The organism is Mesorhizobium sp. YR577, from assembly GCF_900116595.1.
Classification (GTDB): domain Bacteria; phylum Pseudomonadota; class Alphaproteobacteria; order Rhizobiales; family Rhizobiaceae; genus Mesorhizobium_M.
Genome location: NZ_FPBI01000010.1, coordinates 22,092 through 43,405 on the forward strand (window position 1 = coordinate 22,092; position 21,314 = coordinate 43,405).

Consider the following 21,314-nt stretch of genomic DNA (forward strand, 5'->3'; position numbering starts at 1 on the left):
CACCTTCTTACCGGGTGTTTTCCTTCAGCCATTTCTTCCACTGGGCTTCGCTGCCGTTGAAGACATTGATGTCGGCGTTGCCCTTGATGCCGGGCACGACGCCGGTGCCGGTATACTGCCAGAAGGTGAAGGGGTGGCTGCCGTAGCGCTCTGCCGGATGTCCCGCCACCGAGCGCAGCCAGTAGGGGTAGCCCAGAAAGCCGGCAAGCTGGTTGTCGTCGAAGAAATCGATCGAAGTGTAGATGATCGGCTTCTTGCCGTAGTGCTTTTCGATGATCTCCAGGAACGTCTTCATTTCGCTGCGCACGGTGGCTGCTGGCGGACGAAGCTTGCAGGTCGGCGACTGCGGGTTCCACTCCATGTCGAGCACCGGCGGCAGGGCCGAGCGGTCACGCGGCACGTTGCGGATGAACCAGGCTGCCTGCTCGGCGGCCGGGCGGCAGAAATAGTAGAAATGATAGGCGCTGCGCGGCATGCCGGCCGCCCTGGTGTTGCGCCAGTGCTCTTCGAAATAATCGTCGACGCGGTCGCCGCCCTCGGTCGCCTTGATGAAGGCGAAGGAAATGCCGCTGCTGCGCGCCTTCTGCCAATCGATGGACGTCTGGTATTTCGACACGTCAGTGCCGTGCACGGCGTGCTGCCACGGGTTGCGGCCGGTCCAGTCATGCGGATCGTTGTCGCCGAAGCGCGGATAGCGCACCATGACTTCGGCCTGCATGCCGCCCGAGCCGCCGCTGACAGTGCGCGAACTGACCGGGGCCAGATCGTCGACCGTCGTGCAGCCGCCAAGCGCTGCCAGCAGGATGATAGCCGCAAGACGGCGCATCGCGTCTCCCTGGCCGAAGCGTGCCGGCCGAACATTTCAGTTGAGCGTGTGCCCCGTGACCCACGCAGACGATATTGCCTGATCCTGCCGCCCCACGCGGCAGTCTCCAAGCTCCGTCTTGCGCCATCATGGTTGATTTTCGGTTGACGGCGCCTGGTGCCTCATAAAATTTGCGTGACGAATGGCGGCAAATCCATGACCTTGTGGCCGTTGCGAGGAGGCGACGGCAATGCGGATTTTCCTGAGAATCATGAAGTGGCTGCTGAGCCTCATCGTGCTGGCGGTTGTGGCGCTGGCGGGCTGGCTCTATTTCGCGCCGCCGGAGCTGATCCGCGTCGGCTCGGGCTATGCGGCAAAAATGGTCTGCTCCAACGTCTTCGTTGCCGGCCGCGATGCGAATGAAGTGTTGAAGGTGGACGTGCAGGCCCCCGGCCACCCGCTTCTGCGGCTGATGTCGGTCAGCGTCGATACGGAAAAGGGCACCGTCTCGGCCGGGCTGTTCGGCATATTCGGCAAGTCGCTTTCGGTCGCGCGCGACAATGGCGGCTGTGCTGCGGTTCCCGATGGCGATGTCGCCGCGGCCAAGGCTTTCGCGCTGGAGCCGCCGGCGGAAGTTACGCAGACCGACGCGCTCTGGCCGCAGGGCGAGCGTGTGGAGCCGTCGCAGAACCCCGCCGTTACCGCGATCCTCGACGATGCTGGCGCGACCGGTCCCGGCATGCGCGCGGTGGTGGTAGTCAAGAACGGCCGCGTTGTCGGCGAGCGCTATGGCGAGGGTTTTTCGGCCTCCACACCGCTGCTCGGCTGGTCGATGACCAAGACTGTGACGGCAGCGATCATCGGCACGCTGGTCAACGACGGCAAGATGACGACCGACGCCACCGGCCTGTTCGAGCCATGGAAGGCCGATGGCCGCGCCAGGATCAGCCTTGCCGACATGATGGCGATGTCGTCCGGCCTCGAATTCAACGAGGATTATGGCGACGTCACCGACGTCACGCGGATGCTCTACCTTGAACCCGACATGTCGGCCTTCGCCTCGGCCAAGCCGCTGGTCGGCGAGGTCGGCAAGGTGTGGAGCTACTCGTCCGGCACGACGGTGATGCTGTCGAAGCTCTGGCAGCAGGCGGTTGGAGACAAGACGCAGGCGCTGGCATGGCCGCGCAAGGCTCTGTTCGACCCGCTCGGCATGAACACCGCCGTGCTGGAAACCGACGCGCGCGGCACTTTCGTCGGCTCGTCCTATCTCTATGCCACGGCGCATGATTGGGCCCGCTTCGGCCAGTTTCTCGCCGACGACGGCGTTTGGAACGGCACGCAGATCCTGCCTGCCGGTTTCGTCTCGTGGATGCGCGAGGAGGCACCGGCTTCCGAGGGCGAATATGGCCGCGGCCAGCTCTGGCTGCAGGGGCCGGAAGGTTCCGGCTCGGTCGAGGACGATCCCGACGCCGGCATCGAACTCCCGGCCGACACCTTCTGGATGCAGGGCCATGATGGTCAGTCGGTGGCGATCATCCCGTCGCAGAAGCTCATCGTGGTGCGGCTGGGACTGACACCGGCCAAGCTCGGCTACAAGCCGCAGGCGATGGTTGCGGCGCTGGCGAAGGCGCTGGAGTAACGCTTACGACTTGATGACCGCCTTCACCGCGTATCCCCGATAAAGCGTTTCGAAAGAAAGGCTTGCGGCCTGCTTCTCGCATTCTGATTCCAGCACCTGCCGGAGCGTCGCACGCGGTTCGACGTGGAATTTGGCCAGCCATGCATGCAGTACCGTGCGGAACCAGAGCGGCAGGCGCTCTTGTTGGCCGAAATCGACGATGTGCAGCGAGCCGCCGGGTTTGAGGCCTGCAAGGGCTGCACCCACGGCCTTTTCCCAGCCGGGGATCATCGACAGCGAATAGGAAATGAAGACGCGGTCGAAACCGGTTTCTCCGAACAGCGCCCTGGTGTCGAAGGCGGTGGCATCGCCTTGTGCGAGCGCGACGCGGCCGGCAATGCCTTCACGGGCAATGGAGATTTTTGCCGTCTCCAGCATTTCGTTCGAAATATCGAGGCCGAAGAATTTTGCACCGCGGTACCGCCGCGCCGCCAGAACGATGTTGCGGCCGGTGCCGCAGCCCAGTTCCAGCGCCGTGCCGCCCGCCGGCACATCCAGCCCATCGATAAGTTGGTCGCGGCCCAGTAGATAGTATTTGCGCGTCAGGTCGTAGATATGGCGCTGATGGCGGTAGACGCCGTCCATCAGGTTCGAATGGCTGGCGGTGTCGGTCGCGCTCATCAGTTCTTCACGTAGAGATGGAAGCCGCCATAGATCGCCGAGCGGTCGCGGGCCGAGAAATCCTGCGAGCGGGCTTCGTCGTAGCGCCACTGGTCAAGCAAAGCCGTCGAGACACGACCCGGCAGGAGGCTCGGCTCGGCAGCGGTGCGGAAGATGACGCGCGCGCCGGGGGCTGCGGTGCGGGTGATTTCGGTCCACAGCGCGTTGAGCTGGTCGTCGCTCATCCAGTCCTGTGCGTCGAGAAGCACGAAGCGGTCGACGGAACCGGCCGATTTCTGCGCCAGAAGCTCGGTGAAATTGGCATGGTGGATCGACACGCGGTCGAGATTGCTGCGGATCGTGTCGTAGTTTTCCGCTTCGAGATAAGCGGGCAGGGCAGCCTCGCCCGGCTCAGGGTAGCGGCGGGCGAAGGCCTGCCAGGCAAAGTAGTTATCCTTCAGCGGAAAATGGCAGGCGAGCTTTTCCAGCCGCTCATGCAGCACGCTGGCCATGGTGCCGTCGCCGGAGGTGATCAGCGAATCATATTGCGCGGGCGGAATGCCGAGGCCGAACAACGATGACTTTCGCGCGGTTGCCCAGCGCAGCATGCGCTTCTGAAAGACCGGTGCGATCTTCTCGTCGAAGAAGCGGCGCTGTTCCTCCAAGGTCTTTGCCGACATCAGCCCACTCACGTCGACGCCGTAGAGGCGGCCGACGCGATGGCCGGCGGCGATGAACAGGCCGAGCAGGCCCTTCTGGTAGAAATTGCCGTCGAAGGCAGCGATGCGGCGTTTTCCGCGCCAGTTGCGCTTTTCCCAATAGGTCCGGCTGGTGCGGTCGAGATTGGGCGCGACGAACTGGTCGTAAGCGACGGAATTGTGGCTGTTGCCGGCGCTGCCGAAGAAACGGAACAGGTCAGCATGCGAAGGCAAATGGCGCACCGCCGCATGCTTCATGCGGTTCAGCGAGATATGGGCGGTGTTGAGATCGACGGCATCGATCCTGGCCGGCGAGCGCGTCAGGTAAGCCAGCACATTGCAGCCGCCAGACGCGATGGTGACGATGCTGTGGCCTTGCCCCAGTTCCATGGCCTCCATGTCGACATCCGGGTCTTCCCATATCTGCGGATAGACGAGGCCGGAGAAGAGCAGAGTGAACAGGCGCTCGGATAGCCCTTCCTTCGACAAAGCGCGGTTCTGGTAGACGGCTTTTCCAAGGCGCTTGTTGCGGGCGAAACCGATTTCCGAAGAGACGTCGGTCATGGCAAGGCGATTCCCCGTTTGCGTTGTTGCAAGCGGGTAGCGCAGCGTCATGACAGGGCGGTGACAGTTTGACGGCGAAGGAGGGGATCGCGCCAGCGCTCACCTCCCCCTTGAGGGGAGGTCGGCGAGCGTAGCGAGGCGGGTGGGGTCGGTTCATGCCGAACTCGGCGCAAAAGGAACGTCGCGGCGACCCCACCCGCCGCTATGCGGCGACCTCCCCTCAAGGGGGAGGTGGGCGTCGCGCCCCGCCTCAACCCTCCCCAAACCCTCCCGGCGTCGGCGTGGTCACGATCACCGCCTCTCCGGGCTGCAGCACGGTCTGGTCGCAGGCTTTCAGCATCTCGACCGAGCCATCATTGCGGCGGACTTTGGTCGAGCCGACCTCACCATTGCCGCCGCCATTCACGCCGCGCGGCGGAGCCGCGCGATGGCTGGAGAGGATCGCGCATTCCATCTTTTCGAGGAAGCGGATGGTGCGTTTGGTGCCGTCGCCGGCGTTCCACTTGCCCTTGCCGCCGGTGCCTTCGCGAATGTGAAAGTCCTCGAGCAGAACCGGGAAGCGCAGTTCGAGGATTTCCGGGTCGGTCAGGCGCGAATTGGTCATGTGGGTGTGGACGCCCGACGTGCCGGCAAAACCGCGGCCGCTGTTCATCTGGCCGGCCGGCGAGCCGGAACAGATCGTCTCGTAATATTGATACTTCTTGTTGCCATAGGTCAGGTTGTTCATCGTGCCCTGCGCATTGGCCAGCGCGCCCATGGCGCCGAATATCGCATTGGTGACGTGCTGCGAGGTCTCGACATTGCCGGCCACGACCGCCGCCGGATAGCTCGGCCGCAGCATGCAGCCATCGGGAATGATGATGTTGATGGGCCGCAGGCAGCCGGCATTCATCGGGATCATGTCCTCGACCATGACGCGGAAGGCATAGAGCACCGCCGCGCGTGCCACCGGCTCCGGCGCATTGAAATTGTTCTTCATCACGGGCGAGGTGCCGGTGAAATCGACGGTCGCCTCGCGCTTGTCGCGGTCGACGGTGATCTTCACCTTGATGACCTGGCCGGTGTCGGTCGGATATTCATATTCCGAACTGTCCGGCAGTCGCTCCAGCACGCGGCGCACGCTCTCAGTGGCATTGTCTTGGACATGGCCCATATAGGCTTCGACCACGTCCAACCCGAAATGCGCGACCATCTTGCGCAACTCGGCCACGCCCTTCTCGTTGGCGGCAATCTGCGCCTTCAGGTCGGCTATGTTCTGGTGTGGGTTGCGGGCTGGGTAGGGGTGGTCGGTCAGCAGATGCTCAAGTTCGGCCTCGCGGAATTTCCCGCGTTCGACGAGCCGGAAATTATCGATCAGGATGCCTTCCTCGTCGACCGTCGTCGCCAGCGGCGTCATCGAGCCGGGTGCTGTGCCGCCGACATCGGCGTGATGGCCGCGCGAGGCGACGTAGAAGAGGATTTCCTCCCCCGTCGAGGGGGAGGTGACGCCGGAGGCGGCGGAGGGGGTACTTTCAGAAGGCACCGCCAGAACGTCGAGCACTGCCGCGGCGACCCCACCCGGCCGCTCCGCGGCCACCCTCCCCTCAAGGGGGAGGGAAAACACCGGCGTCACCACCGTGATATCCGGCAGATGCGTGCCGCCATTATAAGGAGCATTCAGCGCGAAGACGTCGCCGGGGTGGATATCGCCCTCGTTGAGGCGGATGATCGTTTCCACCGAGCGGTCCATGGAGCCGAGATGAACCGGCATATGCGGCGCGTTGGCGACCAGCGCGCCGGTGCGGTCGAAGACGGCGCAGGAGAAATCCAGCCGCTCCTTGATGTTGACGGAATAGGCGGTGTTCTGCAGCGTGACGCCCATCTGCTCGGCGATCGACATGAAGAGGTTGTTGAACACCTCCAGCATTACCGGATCGGCCTCGGTGCCAAGCGCCGCTTGACGGCGCTTTTTGCTCATGCGGCGAATGACAACGTGGTTCTGGTTGGTAATTTCGGCCCGCCAGCCCGGTTCGACAACGATGGTCTGGTGGCTTTCGATAATCAGCGCCGGGCCGGAAATGAGGCAGGACGGACGCAAATCTTCGCGGCGGTAGATGCCCGCCTCGTGCCATTGGCCTTCGGTGTAGAGGCGGCGGGTTTCCGATGGCTTCGCCTCAACCTTTGCTGGTCCTGCGGGAGCGTAGGCTTCCGTCTTATCTTGCCCGCTGCTGTCAGTGCCCTCAACGCCGACGGCTTCGACGATCATCGGCTTGTTGTCGTAGACGAAGCCGAACTGCGCCTTGTGCGCGGCCTCGAAGTCGCCGACGGCCTGCGCCACCGAGCCGGCCTCGAAATTGACCGGCAAAGCTGTGTCGGTGCCGTCGTAGCGGATATGCAGCACTGGCCGCCACGCGACGTTTTCCTCGGCTATGCCCTGATTGGTGAGTTCGGCAAGCGTGTCCTTGCGCAGGGCAGCGATCATGTCGTTGATTGCGCTGAGCGACTCTTCGGTCAGCGGCTTCAGCAGTGCCTGCTGACGCGAGGCGAAGACAGACGACAGGCCGATGCCATAGGCCGAGAGCAAGCCGGAGAAGGGGTGGATGAGCACAGCCTCCATCCCCAGCGCGTCGGCCACCAGGCAGGCATGCTGGCCGCCGGCGCCGCCGAAGCAGTTCAGCAGATATTCGGTCACGTCATAGCCGCGCTGGACGGAAATCTTCTTGATGGCGTTGGCCATGTTCTCGACGGCGATGATGACGAAGCCTTCCGCCACCGATTCCGGGCTGCGGCCATCGCCGATCTCGGCGGCAAGCGCCTCGAATTTCTGGCGGACCACATCGGTATCGAGGGGCTGGTCCTGATCGCGCCCGAAGATCGCCGGGAAGAAATCGGGCTGGAGTTTGCCGAGCATGACATTGGCGTCGGTGACGGCGAGCGGCCCGCCGCGGCGATAGCAGGCGGGACCGGGATTGGCGCCGGCCGAATCCGGGCCGGCGCGGAAGCGGCCTGCCTCGAAATGCAGGATCGAGCCGCCACCGGCAGCCACCGTGTGGATGCGCATCATCGGCGCGCGCACGCGCACGCCGGCGACCTCGGTGTCGAAGGCGCGCTCATATTCGCCGTCATAATGCGCGACATCGGTCGAGGTGCCGCCCATGTCGAAGCCGATGACCTTTTCGAAGCCGGCGATTTTTGCGGTCTCGACCATGCCGACGACGCCGCCGGCCGGGCCGGACAGCAGCGCGTCCTTGCCCTGGAACATGTCAGCGGCAGTGAGCCCTCCGGAGGACATCATGAACATCAGGCGGGGTGTTTCCCTCCCCCTCGAGGGGAGGGTGGCGACGAAGTCGCCGGGTGGGGTCGTAGCGGCAGTGCTCGACGTTTCCTTGCGCCGAGCGCTGCCTTGACCGACCCCCTCTGTCGCCTGCGGCGACATCTCCCCCTCAAGGGGGGAGACAATGCCCAACTCCCCAGCCACCCGGCTGACATAACGCGACAGGATCGGCGACAGATAGGCGTCCACCACCGTCGTGTCGCCCCGCCCGACCAGCTTCACCAGTGGCGAGACCTCGTGGCTGACCGACACCTGGCCGAAGCCGATCTTGCGGCAGACCTTTGCCACGACCTGCTCGTGCTCGGGGAATTTCCAGGCATGCATGAAGACGATGGCGACGGCGTCGATGCCGTCGGCCTTGGCCTGTTCGATCGCGGGCTTGACGGCAGCTATGTCGAGCAAGCGTTCCACCGTACCGTCGGCGCGAACCCGCTCCTCGACTTCGATGACACGCTCATAGAGCTGTTCGGGGAGAATGATCTCCTTGGCGAAAATGTCGGGGCGGGCCTGATAGGCAATGCGCAGCGCGTCGCGAAAACCCTTGGTGATGAGCAGGAGGACGCGGTCGCCCTTGCGTTCCAGCAGCGCATTGGTGGCGACCGTCGTGCCCATCTTGATGTCGCCGATGCGCTGGGACGGAACTTCCTCGCCGGACTTTACGCCGAGCAGGTCGCGAATGCCCTGGATGGCGGCGTCGCTATAGGCTTCGGGATTTTCCGACAGCAGCTTGCGTGGATGAAGCCCACCTTCCGGGTCGCGGCCGATGACATCGGTGAATGTGCCGCCGCGATCGATCCAGAAATCCCACGTCTTGGCGTTCATTCAAGCGTCTCCCGGCAATCGATCTTGGATATCAGGGCCAAGACTGCTATACAGCAAAACGAGGCCATTTCGTCAATGTTTTGTCGATAAAATGTAATTGAGGCTCTGCGCTGATGACTGAAACGAACCCCCTCGTCGGCCCGGTCGTTGCGGCCGCGCATCTGGCCGATGGCGCCATGCCGGCGCTTTCGGAGATGGAATTCGCGCTGACCATCCTGGGCAACGCATTCCAGCGCTGGATGGCGCGCTGCATGGGTGCTGCCGGACTTCCCGGCCTTGCGCCGCTTGACGTGCTGATCCTGCATGCCACCAACCACCGGGGCCGCGAGAAGACGCTGGCCGACATCTGCATGATGTACAACATCGAAGACACCCATGTGGTGGCTTATGCGCTTAAGAAACTGGAAGGGCTCGGGCTGATCGAGACCGGGCGGCGCGGCAAGGAAAAGACCGTCAAGGTGACGGAGGAGGGCGCTGCCGCGTGTCGGCGCTATCGCGAAGTGCGCGAGGCGCTGCTGGTTTCCAGCATTAAAGGGCTGAAATTCGATGAGGCGGAGATGAGCGGCATCGCGGCGCTCATGCGCACATTATCCGGGCAATACGATCAGGCAGCACGTGGTGCGGCGAGTCTCTAGGCACGGAAAGTCTATTTGCCGAAGTGCTAAAGTGTTCCGGCATTTGACGAAATGTTTCTTCGTGTCAGCGTAAGTGACGCAACCCAAACAATAGTTTGCACATTTTGAACACGACCGTCTGATAAATCAGGCGTTGTTTGTGAAGGAGAGATATTATGAAGAAGCTTATTCTTGCGTCAGTTTCCGCCGTCGCGCTTTTCGGTATTGCCGCGTGCAGCGACAGCTCCGACAGCACGACGACGCAGAGCACCACACCGCCCGCCACGACCGAACCGGCAACGCCGCCGGCAGCGGCTCCCGCACCTGACACCAGCACGGGCACTGGCGGTACGACCACTCAGCCTGCCGCGCCTGCGCAGTAACCACTGAGTACGCGTAAATCAGAGTATGGCGGCTCAGGCTGCCGTGAAAGGCCGGGGAAACCCGGCCTTTCCTTTTGTCGCAACCTTCGGATTCTGCCTCGCCAAGAAAGCCGTTTCACCTTAAGAAGCGGCTTATGTCGATTTGGGCCAGCATAGGCGACTTCATCAACCGCGTTTCCGCTTCCGCAGCATCCGGCATCGCCGATGTCGTCGAGGCGGTGCGAACGGTGTTCGAGGGAGACGCAGAACTGCGCCGCCGCGTATCCTTTTCGGTGGCGATGATCGCGCTATCGGCCAAGATGGCGAAAGCCGACGGCGTGGTGACGCAGGACGAAATCCGCGCTTTCCGCGAGATTTTCGAGATTCCGCCGAAGGAAGCGCACAATGTCGCGCGGCTTTACGATCTCGCCAAGCAGGATGTCGCGGGCTTCGAAACTTATGCGCAGCGCATGGCCGGGCTTTGCGGCTCGGGCCATCAGAACTGCGCCATGCTGGAAGATATCCTCGACGGGCTGTTCCACATCGCCAAGTCGGACGGTGTGCTGCATGAGCGCGAGAGCCTGTTTCTGAAGCGCGTTTCGGAGATTTTCCGGATCGAGGAGGCGCATTATCAGACCATCCTGTCGCGGCATCTCGATCTCGGTGATGCTGACCCTTATGTCGTTCTCGGTATCGAGCGCGGAAAGCCTTTCAAGGATGTGCGCAAGCATTATCTCACGCTGGTCGCAAACAACCATCCGGACAAGCTGATCGGCCGCGGTTTGCCGGAGGAGTTTATCAAGATCGCCACGACGCGCGTTGCGGCGATCAATGCTGCGTATGAAATGATCGAGCGCGGAGCGCGCGCCGCATGAGCGGATTTCCGCCCGATCATCCCGGCGCCGAGATCCGCGTTTCACCGAATTCCACGCCGCGCCGTGGCACCGACCGGCCGGACATGATTATTCTCCACTACACCGGGATGGCGACGGGCGAAGCGGCCGAGGCTTGGCTGTGCGATCCGGCGAGCGAAGTGTCTTCGCACTATCTGGTGCATGAGGATGGGCGCATCGTTCAGATGGTGCGCGAAAGCGATCGCGCCTGGCATGCCGGCAAGAGTTCCTGGCGCGGCGAGACCGACATAAACTCCTGGTCGGTCGGAATCGAGATCGTCAATCCGGGCCATACCCTGGGTTACAAGGCCTTTCCAAAGGGGCAGATTGAGGCAGTTATCGGGCTTTGTGGTGGAATTTCCGGGCGCCATGGCATCGTGCCTGAAAGAATTTTAGCGCATTCTGATGTGGCACCGGGTCGCAAGGTGGACCCCGGCGAAAAATTTCCATGGCGAATTCTGGCGCATGCAGGCGTCGGCCATTTCATCGAGCCGGCCCGCACGCGCAAGGGCTCGATGCTGAAGCCCGGGGACGAGGGCGTTGCCGTCGAAAGGCTGCAGTCGATGCTCGCGCTCTACGGTTATGGGATTGAAATCACTGGAATTTTTGATTCTCGGACTGAAATCGTGGTCGCTGCGTTCCAGCGCCACTTTCGCGTCAGCAGGGTAGACGGCATTGCCGATCCCGCCACCGTTGAAACACTGCGCCGCCTGCTGTCCAAACTGCCGGCCAGTTCCGCCTGAAGTATACCTGCGATAGAGGCGGCGTTACAAAGTGTAACCTAAAGTTACTTTGCCGGCCTTCATTGCCGCCAAATCGACCGGCAAACCCATCGCCGTGCAGATGGTGAAGATGTCCCCAAGATAGCTTGCCGTTGAGTAAGGGTTGCTGCGTGATTTCTTCACGCGGCCAATAAACAGATTAGGTAATCATGAAGAAACTGACCGTTCTCACGGCAGCTTTTGCTGTCGGCTTGATAGGCTTTGCCGCGAATGCGGAAGCCGCTTCCACAAGAAAAGATGAAAATGTCGTCGTCGTGCCTTCGGTCAAGGGAAAGGCGAACGTCAAGGTCGCGGATGCGAAGGTCTCGAAGCGGGACGTGAAGAAGACGACGAGCGTCAAGAAGACGGACGGCGTGAGGAAGGCCAAGGCTCAGAAGAGTGGTTCGAAGGTCAAGCAGGTGGTCATGAAGAGCCGCAAGAGCGGCAAGAAGACCGAGATCGACATGACGCAGACTGCTTCGATCGGCAAGAAGGGCGCGAACACGCAGAAATATGCCGGTGCACAGTATAGCAGCATCGTTGCTCGTTATGCCGCAACCTACGGCGTGCCGGTGTCGCTCGCCCATGCCGTCATCCGCGTTGAAAGCAATTACAATCCAAATGCGCGCGGCAGCGCCGGGGAAATCGGGCTGATGCAGATCAAGCCGTCGACGGCCCGCATGATGGGCTACAGCGGCGGTGCCGGCGGATTGTTCAATCCCGAGACCAACATCAAATTCGGCATGAAGTATCTGGCCATGGCCCATTCGCTAGGCGGCGGCACCACCTGCGGAACGGTTCTGAAGTACAATGCCGGCCATGCCGCCACCCGCATGAACCCGGTTTCGTCGGCCTATTGCAGCAAGGTCAAGCAGCAGCTTGCCATGAACTAAGAGGCCGCCTGCTAACTCTACCCTGACGGTCATCTGACGCGGCAGGGCGAGTTATCAAACGACCTCTGGTCACTATTGCCGTGGAATGCATGAAGCCTGCTTGAAAAAGCAGGCTTTTTCATTTGCCTTTTCGGGCGCGAACCCCTTTATACGCATTGCCAGCCGGCCGGGCGGCCGCACCAGCGAGAGCCGAAAGGCTGCGGGTGAGGAAAGTCCGGGCTCCATGGAAACACGGTGCCGGATAACGACCGGCGGGGGCGACCCCAGGGAAAGTGCCACAGAAAGCAAACCGCCGCGCTTTGCGCGGTAAGGGTGAAAGGGTGGGGTAAGAGCCCACCGCGCGACTGGCAACAGGAGCGGCAAGGTAAACCCCACCGGGAGCAAAACCGAATAGGGATGGTATGAGGGGGAAACCTCTCAGGGCTGTTTCCGGCCCCGCCATCCGGGTAGGTTGCATGAGGCGCATGGCAACATGCGTCCAAGACGAATGGCCGCCACGTTTTTGCGCCGCAAGGTGCAAGGGCCATACAGAACCCGGCTTACAGGCCGGCTGGCATTTTAACTTAAACTCTTCTGTTTCAGCGGCTTGCGCGGTTTTCCAGGCGCGTTGATTCATCGACTTCGCGCGATGAATCGGTTTGGCCTGCTCAATGGTGCTTCTTGAATGTGGTACGATTTAATCGTACCATTTTGGTCAAAGGAGATGCGTCATGGGACATGTCGACAAACGCAGCATCACGCTTTCGCCGGAACTCGCGGCGAGTGTCGATGACGCCGTTGCAGCGGGCGAATATGCGTCGGCCAGCGAAGTCATCCGCGACGCGCTACGCCAGTGGAAGGAGCGCCGCGACCTGTTCGGGTATTCGATAGAGGAGTTGCGGACGCTGATTCAGGAGGGGATTGATAGCGGGCCGGGGCGGTTCTCCTCGATGGATGAGATCAAGAAAGAAGCGCGTAGCCGACTGGCAAAGAGCCGCTGATGACATATCTGCCGGTAAGGAAGTCCGCCCGCGCAGAAGAAGATTTGATCGACATCTGGCTTTACGTCGCAGCGAATAACGAGGCTGCAGCTGACCGTCTTCTCGACAGATTTCAGGCTCGTTGGGAACTGCTTGCGACGCAACCTTATTCAGGCATGGAGCGAACCGACATTGCGGCAAGCATCAGGCATCTGGTCATGGGCGAATATCTGACCTTCTACCGGATCGCCGCAGATCACATCGAAATCCTCCGCGTCCTTCACGGCAAGCGCGACATCACCGCCGACGATCTCGAAGCCTGATCGGTTCAGCCGCTCACATTATCCAGCGAAGCCTTGATCGCCGTCCAAAGCTCCTCTGCCGGCTCGCAGCCGATCGCGATGCGCACGAAGCCCGGCGGCACTGCGTCGCCGCGCTTGTTGCGGCGCTCGGCCGATGTGTGGACGCTGCCGAAGGACGTGGCCGCCTGCATCAAGGTGCAGCCATTGATGAAGTCTTCCGCCTGGTCCTCCGAATCAAGCACGATGCTGATCAGAAAGCCGAAGCGTTCCATCTGGGCGCGGGCGAGATTGTGCGAAGGGTCTCCTTCAAGACCTGGAAAGCGCACGAGTTTCACCGCCGGATGCTCTTTCAGGCGTCGCGCTATCACTTCAGCGGATGAGCACATGCGGTCGAACCGCACTTCCAGCGTTTCAAGGCCGCGATGCACCAGCCAGGCATCGAACGGGCTCGGGATGCTGCCGGAAGTCTGGCGCCAATCCTTGATGGCTGTGATGATATCGGCGTCGCGGCTGGCGACATGGCCGAACAGGGCATCGGAGTGGCCGTTCGGCGCCTTGGTGTCGGCTGCCACGACGATATCCGCGCCGAGGTCGAGCGGGCGCTGGCCGTAGGGCGTCATGGTGGTGTTGTCGGCGACGAGGATTGCGCCGGCGGCGTGGACGGCTTCGGCAACCGCGGTGATATCGCAGATGTCGAGCGTCGGGTTGGATGGTGTTTCGATGAAGACCAGCCGATAGCCGGAAAACCCGCCATCGAGGAAGGTCGCGGTGGGCCGGACGTCCAACTCGACGCCAAGCTTGCCCAGGAACCTGTCGGCGAGGATGCGGGTCGTGTGATAGCCGTCGGCTGGCAGGAGAATGCGGTCGCCGGATTTGAGCATTGCAAAGAATACCGCTGCGATCGCCGCCATGCCGGAAGGGAAGGCGACGCTCGGCGCGTCTTCCAGATGGGTGAGCAATTCCTCCACGGCATCCCAGGTCGGATTGGAGAAGCGGCCATATTGGTGAAAGCCGGTCGAATCACCGGGGGCGTGAAACGTTGCCGACATCGTCAGGGGCAGGGGAATCGGCTCGCCGCGTTCGAGCTTTCTGCCGCGCAGATGGGCAAGAGATGCGGCGCGCGAATGGCTGTCTTCGGACATGCTTTCAAGGCTTTCGGCAGGTTTGCGGTTCCTTGCAACGCTATTCTGGTCGGCTGGCGCGGGCAAGGTGAGTGGTGCTGGGCCAGACGCTTCTAAACGGTTCGTTAGGCTTAATGGACGATAAAGGTGGCAATGCCGTCAAAGCCGCTGAAAGCGGCGGCGTGGCAGTCGTTGTGTAGTCCATTCCCGTTGACGCCCATATTGGCCCATGCTATCCCATTCGGATAATCAAGACTTCGTTCCAGTCCCGGGTGAAGCGTTCCCCAAGCGATTAGTCGCGGCGGTCGCGCGGGGCGATCTTTTAGCATTCGAAAGCAGGGATCTGGGTGCGAAGGCACCGCGTTGCGACAACGCGGGGGACAAGATGGCAAGCGACGCGACGGGGGCGGCTGTATCAATTGATGGACCGGTTTCTGTCCAATGCGGTGAACAGGATCGATGCCAAGGGCCGGGTTTCGGTTCCGGCGCATTTCCGTTCGGTCGTGCAGAAACGCGGTTATTCGGAACTCTACGCTCTGCGCGCGCTGGACATTCCGGCGCTGGATGTCGGCGGGCTCGATCTGCTCGACCGTTACGAGCAGCGCATCGCGCAGGAAGATCCGTTCCTGCAGACTGCGGACGATATGTCCTTCTTCTGTCATGGCGACGGGATGTTCCTGAAGCTGGATCAGGATGGCCGCATCACGGTCTCGGATTTCATGCGCGAGCACACCGGCATCTCCTCGGAGGTGGTGTTCGTGGGTCGTGGCAATTTCTTTCAGATGTGGGAACCGGAACGTCTGCGCGCCTATGGCGCAGAAGTGCGTGCGCGGCTCTTGAAGCTTCGGCAGGGGGCGGGCGCAAAGCCGGCGGAGGAAGCGGAATGATGACGAGTCACAGTGATGACGATCATGCCGCTGGCGGATCGGCTCCCCACATTCCGGTTCTGCTCGATGAAGTGATCGCAGCCCTGGCGTTGAAGGCCGGCGACAGGATCGTCGACGGCACCTTCGGTGCCGGTGGCTATACGAAGGCCATTCTGGCGCAGGGCGCGAATGTCGTTGCCGTGGATCGCGATCCCGATGCGATTTCCGCCGGGCGCGAACTTGAAGCCCAATCGGGCGGCCGTCTGCAACTGGTGCACGGTCCATTCTCGCAGCTCGACGATTATGCACACGATGTCGACGGCGTCGTGCTCGATATCGGCGTTTCCTCGATGCAGCTCGACCAGGCCGAGCGCGGCTTTTCCTTCCGCTTCGACGGCCCGCTCGACATGCGCATGGCGCAGGAAGGCCTCAGCGCTGCCGATGTCGTCAACCGCTTCAAATCGGGCGATCTCGCCCGTATCTTCGGCTTTCTCGGTGAGGAGCGTCACGCCGGGCGCATCGCACGCATGATCGAGAAGCGCCGTGCAGTGCGCTTCTTCGAGCGCACGCGCGATCTGGCCGAGGCGATTGCCGATCACGTCGGGCGCAACCCCAAGGACAAGATCCATCCGGCGACGCGCGTTTTCCAGGCGCTGCGCATCTACGTCAATGACGAGCTTGGCGAACTGGCGCGCGCGCTGTTTGCCGCCGAGCGGGTGCTGAAGCCGGGCGGACGGCTGGTCGTGGTGACCTTCCATTCGCTCGAGGACCGCATCGTCAAGCGCTTCATCGTCAATCGTTCCGGCAACGCTGCCGGCTCGCGCTACATGCCTGAAACGCAGGTCCAGGCTGCAACCTTCGAAAAATCGGGCGGCGCTGTAGGTCCGTCCGAGGCCGAGACGGAAGCAAATCCGCGTGCGCGTTCTGCCAAGCTGCGCGCAGCGATCCGCACGGAAGCGCCGGCGCGGTCAGACGACCTGTCGATCTTCGGCCTGCCCAAACTCCCTGAAATCCGGTCCGAAAGGTAAGAAACAAATGTTCCGCACAAGCGACATCGTTCTCATCGCGGTCATGGTTTCGGCGGCTGCCTTCACCTACAAGACCAAGCATGATGCGGAAAGCCAGCTCGACGCCGCGCGCAAGATCGAGCAGCAGATACGCTTCGAGGAAGACTCCATCGATCTGCTGAAAGCCGACTGGAGCCTGCTGAGCCAGCCCGCGCGCCTGCAGAAACTGTCGGAGCTTTACGAGTCCCAGCTTCAGCTGCAGCCGGTGGAGGCGCGCCAGGTCGTAACTCTCGACGATCTGCCGGCGCGTCCCGTCGACATACCGGATTTCTCGACGCAGCGGCTCGGTGGCATGGCCGATAGCGGAACCGACAAGATCGTGACGGGGGCGGTGACTCAATGATGAAGTTCTGGCGCAAGCGCATCTCGAAGGCTGAATCCTCAACGGCGTCGATCATCGTCGAGGGCGCGCGCAAGGCGACGGGCGGACGGTCGAAAAACCGCGTGGTCATGACCATGGCGGTGTTCCTGGGCATTTACGCGACCATCGCCGGGCGTCTCGTCTATCTCGGCTTCCAGGACCCGGAAGCTTCGGGTGGTCCCGTCTCGCGGGTCACCGCGTCGCGTCCCGACATTGTCGACCGCAACGGCGAGGTGCTGGCCACGGACATCAAGACGGCTTCGCTGTTTGCCGAACCGCGCCGCATCGTCGATGCCGACGAGGTCATTGAGAAGCTCCAGACCGTGTTGCCCGACATCGAAGTCGAGCAGACCTACAACAAGCTGAAGAGCGGCACAGGCTTTGTCTGGCTGAAGCGCCAGCTTTCGCCGAAGCAGCAGAACGACATCATGCAGCTCGGCCTGCCGGGCATCGGCTTCCGTACGGAAAAGCGGCGCTTCTATCCGGGCGGCCCGACGGCTTCGCACATTCTTGGCCTGACCAATATCGACAATCAGGGCATCGCCGGAATGGAGAAATATATCGACGATCAGGGCCTCGCCGATCTGCAGGCCTCGGGTCTGGCAACAGCGAAAGACCTGAAGCCGGTGCGGCTTTCGATCGATCTTCGTGTGCAGCATATCGTGCGCGACGAGGTCTCCCGCGCCATGGAAAAATTTCACGCCATTGCGGCGGGTGCGGTCGTGCTCAACGCCAAGACCGGCGAAGTTCTGGCCATGGCCTCCGTGCCGGACTTCGACCCGAACAATCCCTACAACGCGCTCGACAAGGATCACCTGAACCGCATGTCGGCAGGCACCTACGAGATGGGCTCGACCATCAAGAGCTTCACCACCGCGATGGCGCTGGATTCGGGCAAGGTGACGCTCAACAGCACCTTCGACGCGCGCCGGCCGATCACCATCGGCCGCCAGACGATCCGCGACTTCCACGGCAAGGGCCGCATTCTGACCGTGCCGGAAGTGTTCATCTATTCGTCGAACATCGGCTCGGCGCGCGAGGCTGACGTGGTCGGGATCGAGGGACACCGTGAGTTCCTGAAGCGCATTGGCCTTCTCGACCGCATGAAAACCGAACTTCCGGAAGTGGCGCGTCCGTCCGAGCCGAAAGTCTGGAAGAAGGTGCATTCGATCACCATCGCCTTCGGCCACGGCATGTCGACGACCCCGCTGCAGACGGCTGTCGGTGCGGCGGCGCTGATGAACGGCGGCCTGCTGTTCGAGCCGACATTCCTGCCGCGCACGCAGGCGCAGGCCGACGCTGTGGCCACGCGCGTGATAAAGGAAAAGACCGGCGAGGATATGCGCTACCTCTACCGTTTGAATGCGACCGCGCCCGGCGGCTCCGGCAAGCGCGCTGCAGTTCCCGGCTATCGCGTCGGCGGCAAGACCGGCACCGCCGAAAAAGTCGTGAACGGCCGTTACTCCTCGACTGTCCGGTTCAACGCCTTCGTCGCGGCCTTCCCGATGGAAGACCCGCAATACATCGTGCTCAGCATTATCGATGAGCCGAAGCCCGAAAAGCCCGGCGCGGGCGCCACGGCGGGGTTCAATGCGGCACCTATCGTGTCGAATATCATCAGGCGTTCTGCTTCCTTTCTTGGCGTACAGCCAGATTTCGGCCATGAAACTGAATCTAAGCTGGTTTCGTACCAATGATTCTCGAGGCGCGCCGGCAAAGCGCGCCATTTGTTTATGACGAACGGACTTCGATGAAGCTGAAAGAACTTGCCGGTATCCTGCCTGTCGAAGGGACATTTCCAGGCGATCTGGAGACGGGCGGAGTTTCTTCGGACTCCCGCACGATACAGACTGGCGACATCTTCGTGGCCGTGGCCGGCACCAAGGCCGACGGCGCGGTTTATGCCGCTGACGCCGAAAAGCGTGGTGCGGCAGCGATCGTCGCCGCCAAGGGCGCGCAGTTGGGTTCGCCTTCTATCCCGGTGCTTTTGGTCGACGATCCTCGTCGTGCGCTGGCGCTGCTTGCGGCTCGGCTATTCAGCGGTCAGCCCGAAACCATGGTCGCCGTGACGGGCACGAGCGGCAAGACGTCCGTCGCGGCGTTCACCCGGCAGATCTGGGAGCGGGCGGGTTTTGCCGCCGCCAGCATCGGCACCACCGGTGTCGTAGCACCCGGCCGCAACGAATATGGCTCGCTGACGACGCCCGATCCTGTAGAACTGCATCGCCTTCTGTCGGAACTGGCAGCAGCCGGTGTCACCCATGCCTCGATGGAAGCCTCCAGCCATGGCCTGGACCAACGCCGGCTGGATGGCGTGAAGCTTGCCGCTGGCGGCTTCACCAATCTCGGCCGCGACCACATGGATTACCATCCGACAGTCGAGGAATATCATCAGGCAAAGCTTCGCCTGTTCGACACGTTGCTGCCGAAAGGCGCGCCGGCGGTGATCTTTGCCGACGATCTATGGTCGCAGCCGACCGTCGTCGCCGCGAAGGCGGCAGGCCTCGAAGTGCTGACCGTCGGCCGCCACGGCGACTTCCTGCGCCTGAAGCGCGTCGAGCACGAGCGCTATCGTCAGCGCGCCGAAATCGAAGCCGGCGGCATTATTCATGAAATCGATCTGCCGCTAGCCGGCGATTTCCAGATCTACAACGCGCTGGTCGCTGCCGGTCTTGCCATTGCTACGGGCACGGACGCCGCAAAGGCGCTTGGTGCGCTCGAAAAGCTGAAGGGCGCTCCGGGCAGGCTCGATCTCGTCGGCACCACCGTCGAAGGCGCGCCGATCTATGTCGACTACGCCCACAAGCCGGACGCGCTGGAGAATGTACTGGCTTCTGTCCGTCCCTTCACGACCGGCCGGGTAGTCGTGGTGTTCGGCTGCGGCGGCGATCGTGATCGCGGCAAGCGTCCGATCATGGGCGAGATCGCGACACGTCTCGCCGATGTCACCATCGTCACCGACGACAATCCGCGCTCGGAAGTGCCCGAGACGATCCGTGCCGCCATTCTGGCCGCCGCACCCAATGCAATCGAGATCGGAGACCGCCGCGCCGCCATTCGCGAGGCGATATCGATGCTTCACGCCGGCGATACGTTGATTGTCGCCGGAAAAGGCCATGAGGAAGGCCAGACCATCGGTTCCGAAACCTTCCCGTTCTCGGATCATGAAGAAGTGCGGCAGGCTCTTAGGGAGCATGCGGCATGAGCTTGCTCTGGACCTCCGATGCGCTGATTGCGGCAATGGACGGTCGCCCGCTCGGGCATATGCCTGACGGCATAACCGGCATTTCCATCGACAGCCGCAGCCTGAAGCCGGGAGAGGCGTTTTTCGCCATCAAGGGCGAGGCCATGGACGGCCACGATTTCGCAACCGCCGCAGTCAAGGCTGGTGCGGGTCTGCTGGTCGTGGCCGAAGGCAAGCTGCCGGCGCTCGGGCGACTGACCGCGCCGATGATCGTCGTGCCGGACGTGCTGGTAGCACTCGAAAAGGCCGGCATCGCAGCACGCGCCCGTGCACAGGGCAAAATCATCGCCGTGACCGGTTCGGTCGGCAAGACCAGCACCAAGGAAGCGCTGCGTCACGCGCTTTCGGCTGTGGGCAAGGTGCATGCCTCGGCTGCGTCCTTCAACAATCACTGGGGCGTGCCGCTGACGCTCGCCCGCATGCCGGAAGACTGCGATTACGCCATCTTCGAGATCGGCATGAACCACGAGAATGAAATCCGCCCGCTGGTGAAGATGGTGAGGCCGCATATCGCGATCATCACCGCCATCGCGGCGGCGCATCTCGGGCATTTCAAGAGCCTCGACGATATCGCCAAGGCCAAGGCTGAGATTTTCGAGGGTATCGAGCCGCATGGCACGGCGCTCATTAATCGTGACGATGCGCGCTTCAAGCTGCTGGAAAAGCTGGCGCATGCGGCCGGTGTCGAAAATGTCGTCGGCTACGGCGAATATGCGCGGGCGCAGGTGAAACTCACCAATTTCGTGCTGCACGCCGATCATTCGATCATGACGGCGAAGGTGTTGGGCAAGGAAGTTGCCGCTAAGATCGGCGCCCCGGGCCGTCACATCGTCCAGAATGTGCTTGCAGTTCTCGGTGCTGCGCATCTTGCCGGCGCAGACGTGACCAAGGTGGCTTTGGCGCTTGAAGATCTGGTGCCGGAGCGCGGTCGCGGGCAACGCCATGTGCTGCGTCACCGCGAGGGGCCGTTCACGCTGATCGATGAGAGCTACAACGCCAATCCGGCATCCATGAAGGCGGCGATGGCGCTTCTGGAGGCGACGCCGGTTTCGGGAGAGGGGCGGCGTGTCGCTGTGCTTGGCGATATGCTGGAGCTTGGCCAGCATTCGGCGAAGCTGCACGCAGCGCTGGCCGAGCTTGTCACCGAAGGCAAGACCAATCGCGTCTTTCTCGCCGGGCCGGAGATCAAGGCCCTGGCGGAAGTTCTGCCGAGCGATTTTCATACGGAGTACCGGGCAAGCGCGCAGGACCTCAAGTCGGTCCTGATCAAGGCGATCCGTCCGGGCGACGTCATCATGATCAAGTCATCGAAGGGCATCGGTTTTTCGAAACTTGTCGATGCGCTTCTCGAAAAGTTCCCGGCGCAGGCCGGAAGCACTGCAAACAGCTGA

19 protein-coding genes and 1 other RNA gene are annotated in these 21,314 nt (G+C 62.2%); 15 read left to right on the forward strand and 5 right to left on the reverse strand.

Features of this window, described 5'->3' with window-relative positions; all coding sequences use genetic code 11:
• Nucleotides 1-7 precede the first annotated feature (7 nt).
• Entirely contained in the window at nucleotides 8-826 is an 819-nt protein-coding gene (locus BM413_RS15665) for a glycoside hydrolase family 25 protein (protein ID WP_091914649.1), read from the reverse strand.
• A gap of 229 nt (nucleotides 827-1,055) precedes the next feature.
• Between BM413_RS15665 and BM413_RS15670 the strand changes: the two genes are divergently transcribed.
• Nucleotides 1,056-2,444: a serine hydrolase domain-containing protein gene (locus tag BM413_RS15670; RefSeq protein ID WP_091914652.1), complete on the forward strand. Its 1,389-nt coding sequence runs from the start codon at nucleotides 1,056-1,058 to the stop codon at nucleotides 2,442-2,444.
• A 3-nt stretch (nucleotides 2,445-2,447) separates the two neighbouring features.
• Here BM413_RS15670 and BM413_RS15675 read toward each other — a convergent pair whose 3' ends face one another.
• The 3 genes from BM413_RS15675 to BM413_RS15685 all read right to left on the reverse strand — a co-directional run bounded on the left by BM413_RS15675 (nucleotide 2,448) and on the right by BM413_RS15685 (nucleotide 8,480).
• Nucleotides 2,448-3,104: a class I SAM-dependent methyltransferase gene (locus BM413_RS15675; protein ID WP_091914654.1), complete on the reverse strand. Its 657-nt coding sequence runs from the start codon at nucleotides 3,102-3,104 to the stop codon at nucleotides 2,448-2,450.
• Nucleotides 3,104-4,396, reverse strand: a complete 1,293-nt coding sequence (locus tag BM413_RS15680; protein WP_091914655.1) for a BtaA family protein — start codon at nucleotides 4,394-4,396, stop codon at nucleotides 3,104-3,106. The genes BM413_RS15675 and BM413_RS15680 overlap by 1 nt, the downstream gene beginning before the upstream one ends.
• A 199-nt stretch (nucleotides 4,397-4,595) precedes the next feature.
• Nucleotides 4,596-8,480 (reverse strand): hydantoinase B/oxoprolinase family protein, encoded by a 3,885-nt coding sequence (locus BM413_RS15685; protein WP_091914656.1) that lies wholly within the window; start codon nucleotides 8,478-8,480, stop codon nucleotides 4,596-4,598.
• A gap of 113 nt (nucleotides 8,481-8,593) precedes the next feature.
• Here BM413_RS15685 and BM413_RS15690 point away from each other — a divergent pair, with 113 nt between their 5' ends.
• The 8 genes from BM413_RS15690 (at nucleotide 8,594) to BM413_RS15725 (ending at nucleotide 13,285) form a co-directional block, all read left to right on the forward strand.
• Nucleotides 8,594-9,115 (forward strand): winged helix DNA-binding protein, encoded by a 522-nt coding sequence (locus BM413_RS15690; RefSeq protein ID WP_091914657.1) that lies wholly within the window; start codon nucleotides 8,594-8,596, stop codon nucleotides 9,113-9,115.
• Nucleotides 9,116-9,270: 155 nt separating this feature from the next.
• Nucleotides 9,271-9,477, forward strand: coding sequence for a hypothetical protein (locus tag BM413_RS15695; protein ID WP_091914658.1), 207 nt, complete (start codon nucleotides 9,271-9,273; stop codon nucleotides 9,475-9,477).
• Nucleotides 9,478-9,611: 134 nt separating this feature from the next.
• A complete protein-coding gene (locus BM413_RS15700; RefSeq protein ID WP_091914659.1) occupies nucleotides 9,612-10,331 on the forward strand; it encodes a J domain-containing protein in 720 nt (239 codons plus the stop codon).
• Complete coding sequence (locus BM413_RS15705; RefSeq protein WP_091914660.1) at nucleotides 10,328-11,092, forward strand: peptidoglycan recognition protein family protein; 765 nt, start codon at nucleotides 10,328-10,330, stop codon at nucleotides 11,090-11,092. The genes BM413_RS15700 and BM413_RS15705 overlap by 4 nt, the downstream gene beginning before the upstream one ends.
• Nucleotides 11,093-11,280: 188 nt before the next feature.
• Entirely contained in the window at nucleotides 11,281-12,003 is a 723-nt protein-coding gene (locus BM413_RS15710) for a transglycosylase SLT domain-containing protein (protein ID WP_091914661.1), read from the forward strand.
• 158 nt (nucleotides 12,004-12,161) lie between these two features.
• Nucleotides 12,162-12,561: RNase P RNA component class A (rnpB, locus tag BM413_RS15715), an RNA gene on the forward strand.
• A gap of 152 nt (nucleotides 12,562-12,713) precedes the next feature.
• A complete protein-coding gene (locus BM413_RS15720) occupies nucleotides 12,714-12,983 on the forward strand; it encodes a type II toxin-antitoxin system ParD family antitoxin (RefSeq protein ID WP_091914662.1) in 270 nt (89 codons plus the stop codon).
• The gene (locus tag BM413_RS15725; RefSeq protein ID WP_091914663.1) at nucleotides 12,983-13,285 is read left to right on the forward strand and encodes a type II toxin-antitoxin system RelE/ParE family toxin; all 303 of its coding nucleotides are present in this window, start codon (nucleotides 12,983-12,985) and stop codon (nucleotides 13,283-13,285) included. Before BM413_RS15720 ends, BM413_RS15725 begins: the two co-directional genes overlap by 1 nt.
• A 5-nt stretch (nucleotides 13,286-13,290) precedes the next feature.
• Here the strand turns inward: BM413_RS15725 and BM413_RS15730 are convergent, their stop codons facing one another.
• Nucleotides 13,291-14,406 (reverse strand): cystathionine gamma-lyase, encoded by a 1,116-nt coding sequence (locus tag BM413_RS15730; RefSeq protein WP_091914665.1) that lies wholly within the window; start codon nucleotides 14,404-14,406, stop codon nucleotides 13,291-13,293.
• 401 nt (nucleotides 14,407-14,807) lie between these two features.
• Between BM413_RS15730 and mraZ the strand changes: the two genes are divergently transcribed.
• From mraZ to BM413_RS15760, 6 genes are read left to right on the forward strand one after another with little or no spacing between them, the layout of a single operon-like run.
• Nucleotides 14,808-15,272, forward strand: coding sequence for a division/cell wall cluster transcriptional repressor MraZ (mraZ, locus tag BM413_RS15735; RefSeq protein WP_091914667.1), 465 nt, complete (start codon nucleotides 14,808-14,810; stop codon nucleotides 15,270-15,272).
• On the forward strand, nucleotides 15,269-16,279 hold the full coding sequence (gene rsmH / locus BM413_RS15740) for a 16S rRNA (cytosine(1402)-N(4))-methyltransferase RsmH (RefSeq protein ID WP_091914669.1): 1,011 nt from the start codon (nucleotides 15,269-15,271) through the stop codon (nucleotides 16,277-16,279). The genes mraZ and rsmH overlap by 4 nt, the downstream gene beginning before the upstream one ends.
• Before the next feature lie 7 nt (nucleotides 16,280-16,286).
• A complete protein-coding gene (locus BM413_RS15745) occupies nucleotides 16,287-16,661 on the forward strand; it encodes a cell division protein FtsL (RefSeq protein ID WP_091914671.1) in 375 nt (124 codons plus the stop codon).
• Nucleotides 16,658-18,376 (forward strand): peptidoglycan D,D-transpeptidase FtsI family protein, encoded by a 1,719-nt coding sequence (locus tag BM413_RS15750; protein ID WP_175544340.1) that lies wholly within the window; start codon nucleotides 16,658-16,660, stop codon nucleotides 18,374-18,376. The genes BM413_RS15745 and BM413_RS15750 overlap by 4 nt, the downstream gene beginning before the upstream one ends.
• Nucleotides 18,377-18,429: 53 nt before the next feature.
• Nucleotides 18,430-19,884 (forward strand): UDP-N-acetylmuramoyl-L-alanyl-D-glutamate--2,6-diaminopimelate ligase, encoded by a 1,455-nt coding sequence (locus BM413_RS15755; RefSeq protein WP_091915064.1) that lies wholly within the window; start codon nucleotides 18,430-18,432, stop codon nucleotides 19,882-19,884.
• Nucleotides 19,881-21,314 (forward strand): UDP-N-acetylmuramoylalanyl-D-glutamyl-2,6-diaminopimelate--D-alanyl-D-alanine ligase, encoded by a 1,434-nt coding sequence (locus tag BM413_RS15760; protein WP_091914673.1) that lies wholly within the window; start codon nucleotides 19,881-19,883, stop codon nucleotides 21,312-21,314. Before BM413_RS15755 ends, BM413_RS15760 begins: the two co-directional genes overlap by 4 nt.

What these genes read in the sequence shown, in the direction of transcription:
- BM413_RS15755 (WP_091915064.1), top strand. Translation starts at nt 18,430, where the DNA reads ATGAAGCTGAAAGAACTTGCCGGTATCCTGCCTGTCGAAGGGACATTT.
- mraZ (WP_091914667.1), top strand. Translation starts at nt 14,808, where the DNA reads ATGGACCGGTTTCTGTCCAATGCGGTGAACAGGATCGATGCCAAGGGC.
- BM413_RS15680 (WP_091914655.1), bottom strand. Translation starts at nt 4,396, where the DNA reads ATGACGCTGCGCTACCCGCTTGCAACAACGCAAACGGGGAATCGCCTT.
- BM413_RS15710 (WP_091914661.1), top strand. Translation starts at nt 11,281, where the DNA reads ATGAAGAAACTGACCGTTCTCACGGCAGCTTTTGCTGTCGGCTTGATA.
- BM413_RS15730 (WP_091914665.1), bottom strand. Translation starts at nt 14,406, where the DNA reads ATGTCCGAAGACAGCCATTCGCGCGCCGCATCTCTTGCCCATCTGCGC.
- BM413_RS15750 (WP_175544340.1), top strand. Translation starts at nt 16,658, where the DNA reads ATGATGAAGTTCTGGCGCAAGCGCATCTCGAAGGCTGAATCCTCAACG.
- BM413_RS15705 (WP_091914660.1), top strand. Translation starts at nt 10,328, where the DNA reads ATGAGCGGATTTCCGCCCGATCATCCCGGCGCCGAGATCCGCGTTTCA.
- BM413_RS15685 (WP_091914656.1), bottom strand. Translation starts at nt 8,480, where the DNA reads ATGAACGCCAAGACGTGGGATTTCTGGATCGATCGCGGCGGCACATTC.
- BM413_RS15745 (WP_091914671.1), top strand. Translation starts at nt 16,287, where the DNA reads ATGTTCCGCACAAGCGACATCGTTCTCATCGCGGTCATGGTTTCGGCG.
- BM413_RS15665 (WP_091914649.1), bottom strand. Translation starts at nt 826, where the DNA reads ATGCGCCGTCTTGCGGCTATCATCCTGCTGGCAGCGCTTGGCGGCTGC.
- BM413_RS15700 (WP_091914659.1), top strand. Translation starts at nt 9,612, where the DNA reads ATGTCGATTTGGGCCAGCATAGGCGACTTCATCAACCGCGTTTCCGCT.
- BM413_RS15725 (WP_091914663.1), top strand. Translation starts at nt 12,983, where the DNA reads ATGACATATCTGCCGGTAAGGAAGTCCGCCCGCGCAGAAGAAGATTTG.
- rsmH (WP_091914669.1), top strand. Translation starts at nt 15,269, where the DNA reads ATGATGACGAGTCACAGTGATGACGATCATGCCGCTGGCGGATCGGCT.
- BM413_RS15695 (WP_091914658.1), top strand. Translation starts at nt 9,271, where the DNA reads ATGAAGAAGCTTATTCTTGCGTCAGTTTCCGCCGTCGCGCTTTTCGGT.
- BM413_RS15760 (WP_091914673.1), top strand. Translation starts at nt 19,881, where the DNA reads ATGAGCTTGCTCTGGACCTCCGATGCGCTGATTGCGGCAATGGACGGT.
- BM413_RS15670 (WP_091914652.1), top strand. Translation starts at nt 1,056, where the DNA reads ATGCGGATTTTCCTGAGAATCATGAAGTGGCTGCTGAGCCTCATCGTG.
- BM413_RS15675 (WP_091914654.1), bottom strand. Translation starts at nt 3,104, where the DNA reads ATGAGCGCGACCGACACCGCCAGCCATTCGAACCTGATGGACGGCGTC.
- BM413_RS15690 (WP_091914657.1), top strand. Translation starts at nt 8,594, where the DNA reads ATGACTGAAACGAACCCCCTCGTCGGCCCGGTCGTTGCGGCCGCGCAT.
- BM413_RS15720 (WP_091914662.1), top strand. Translation starts at nt 12,714, where the DNA reads ATGGGACATGTCGACAAACGCAGCATCACGCTTTCGCCGGAACTCGCG.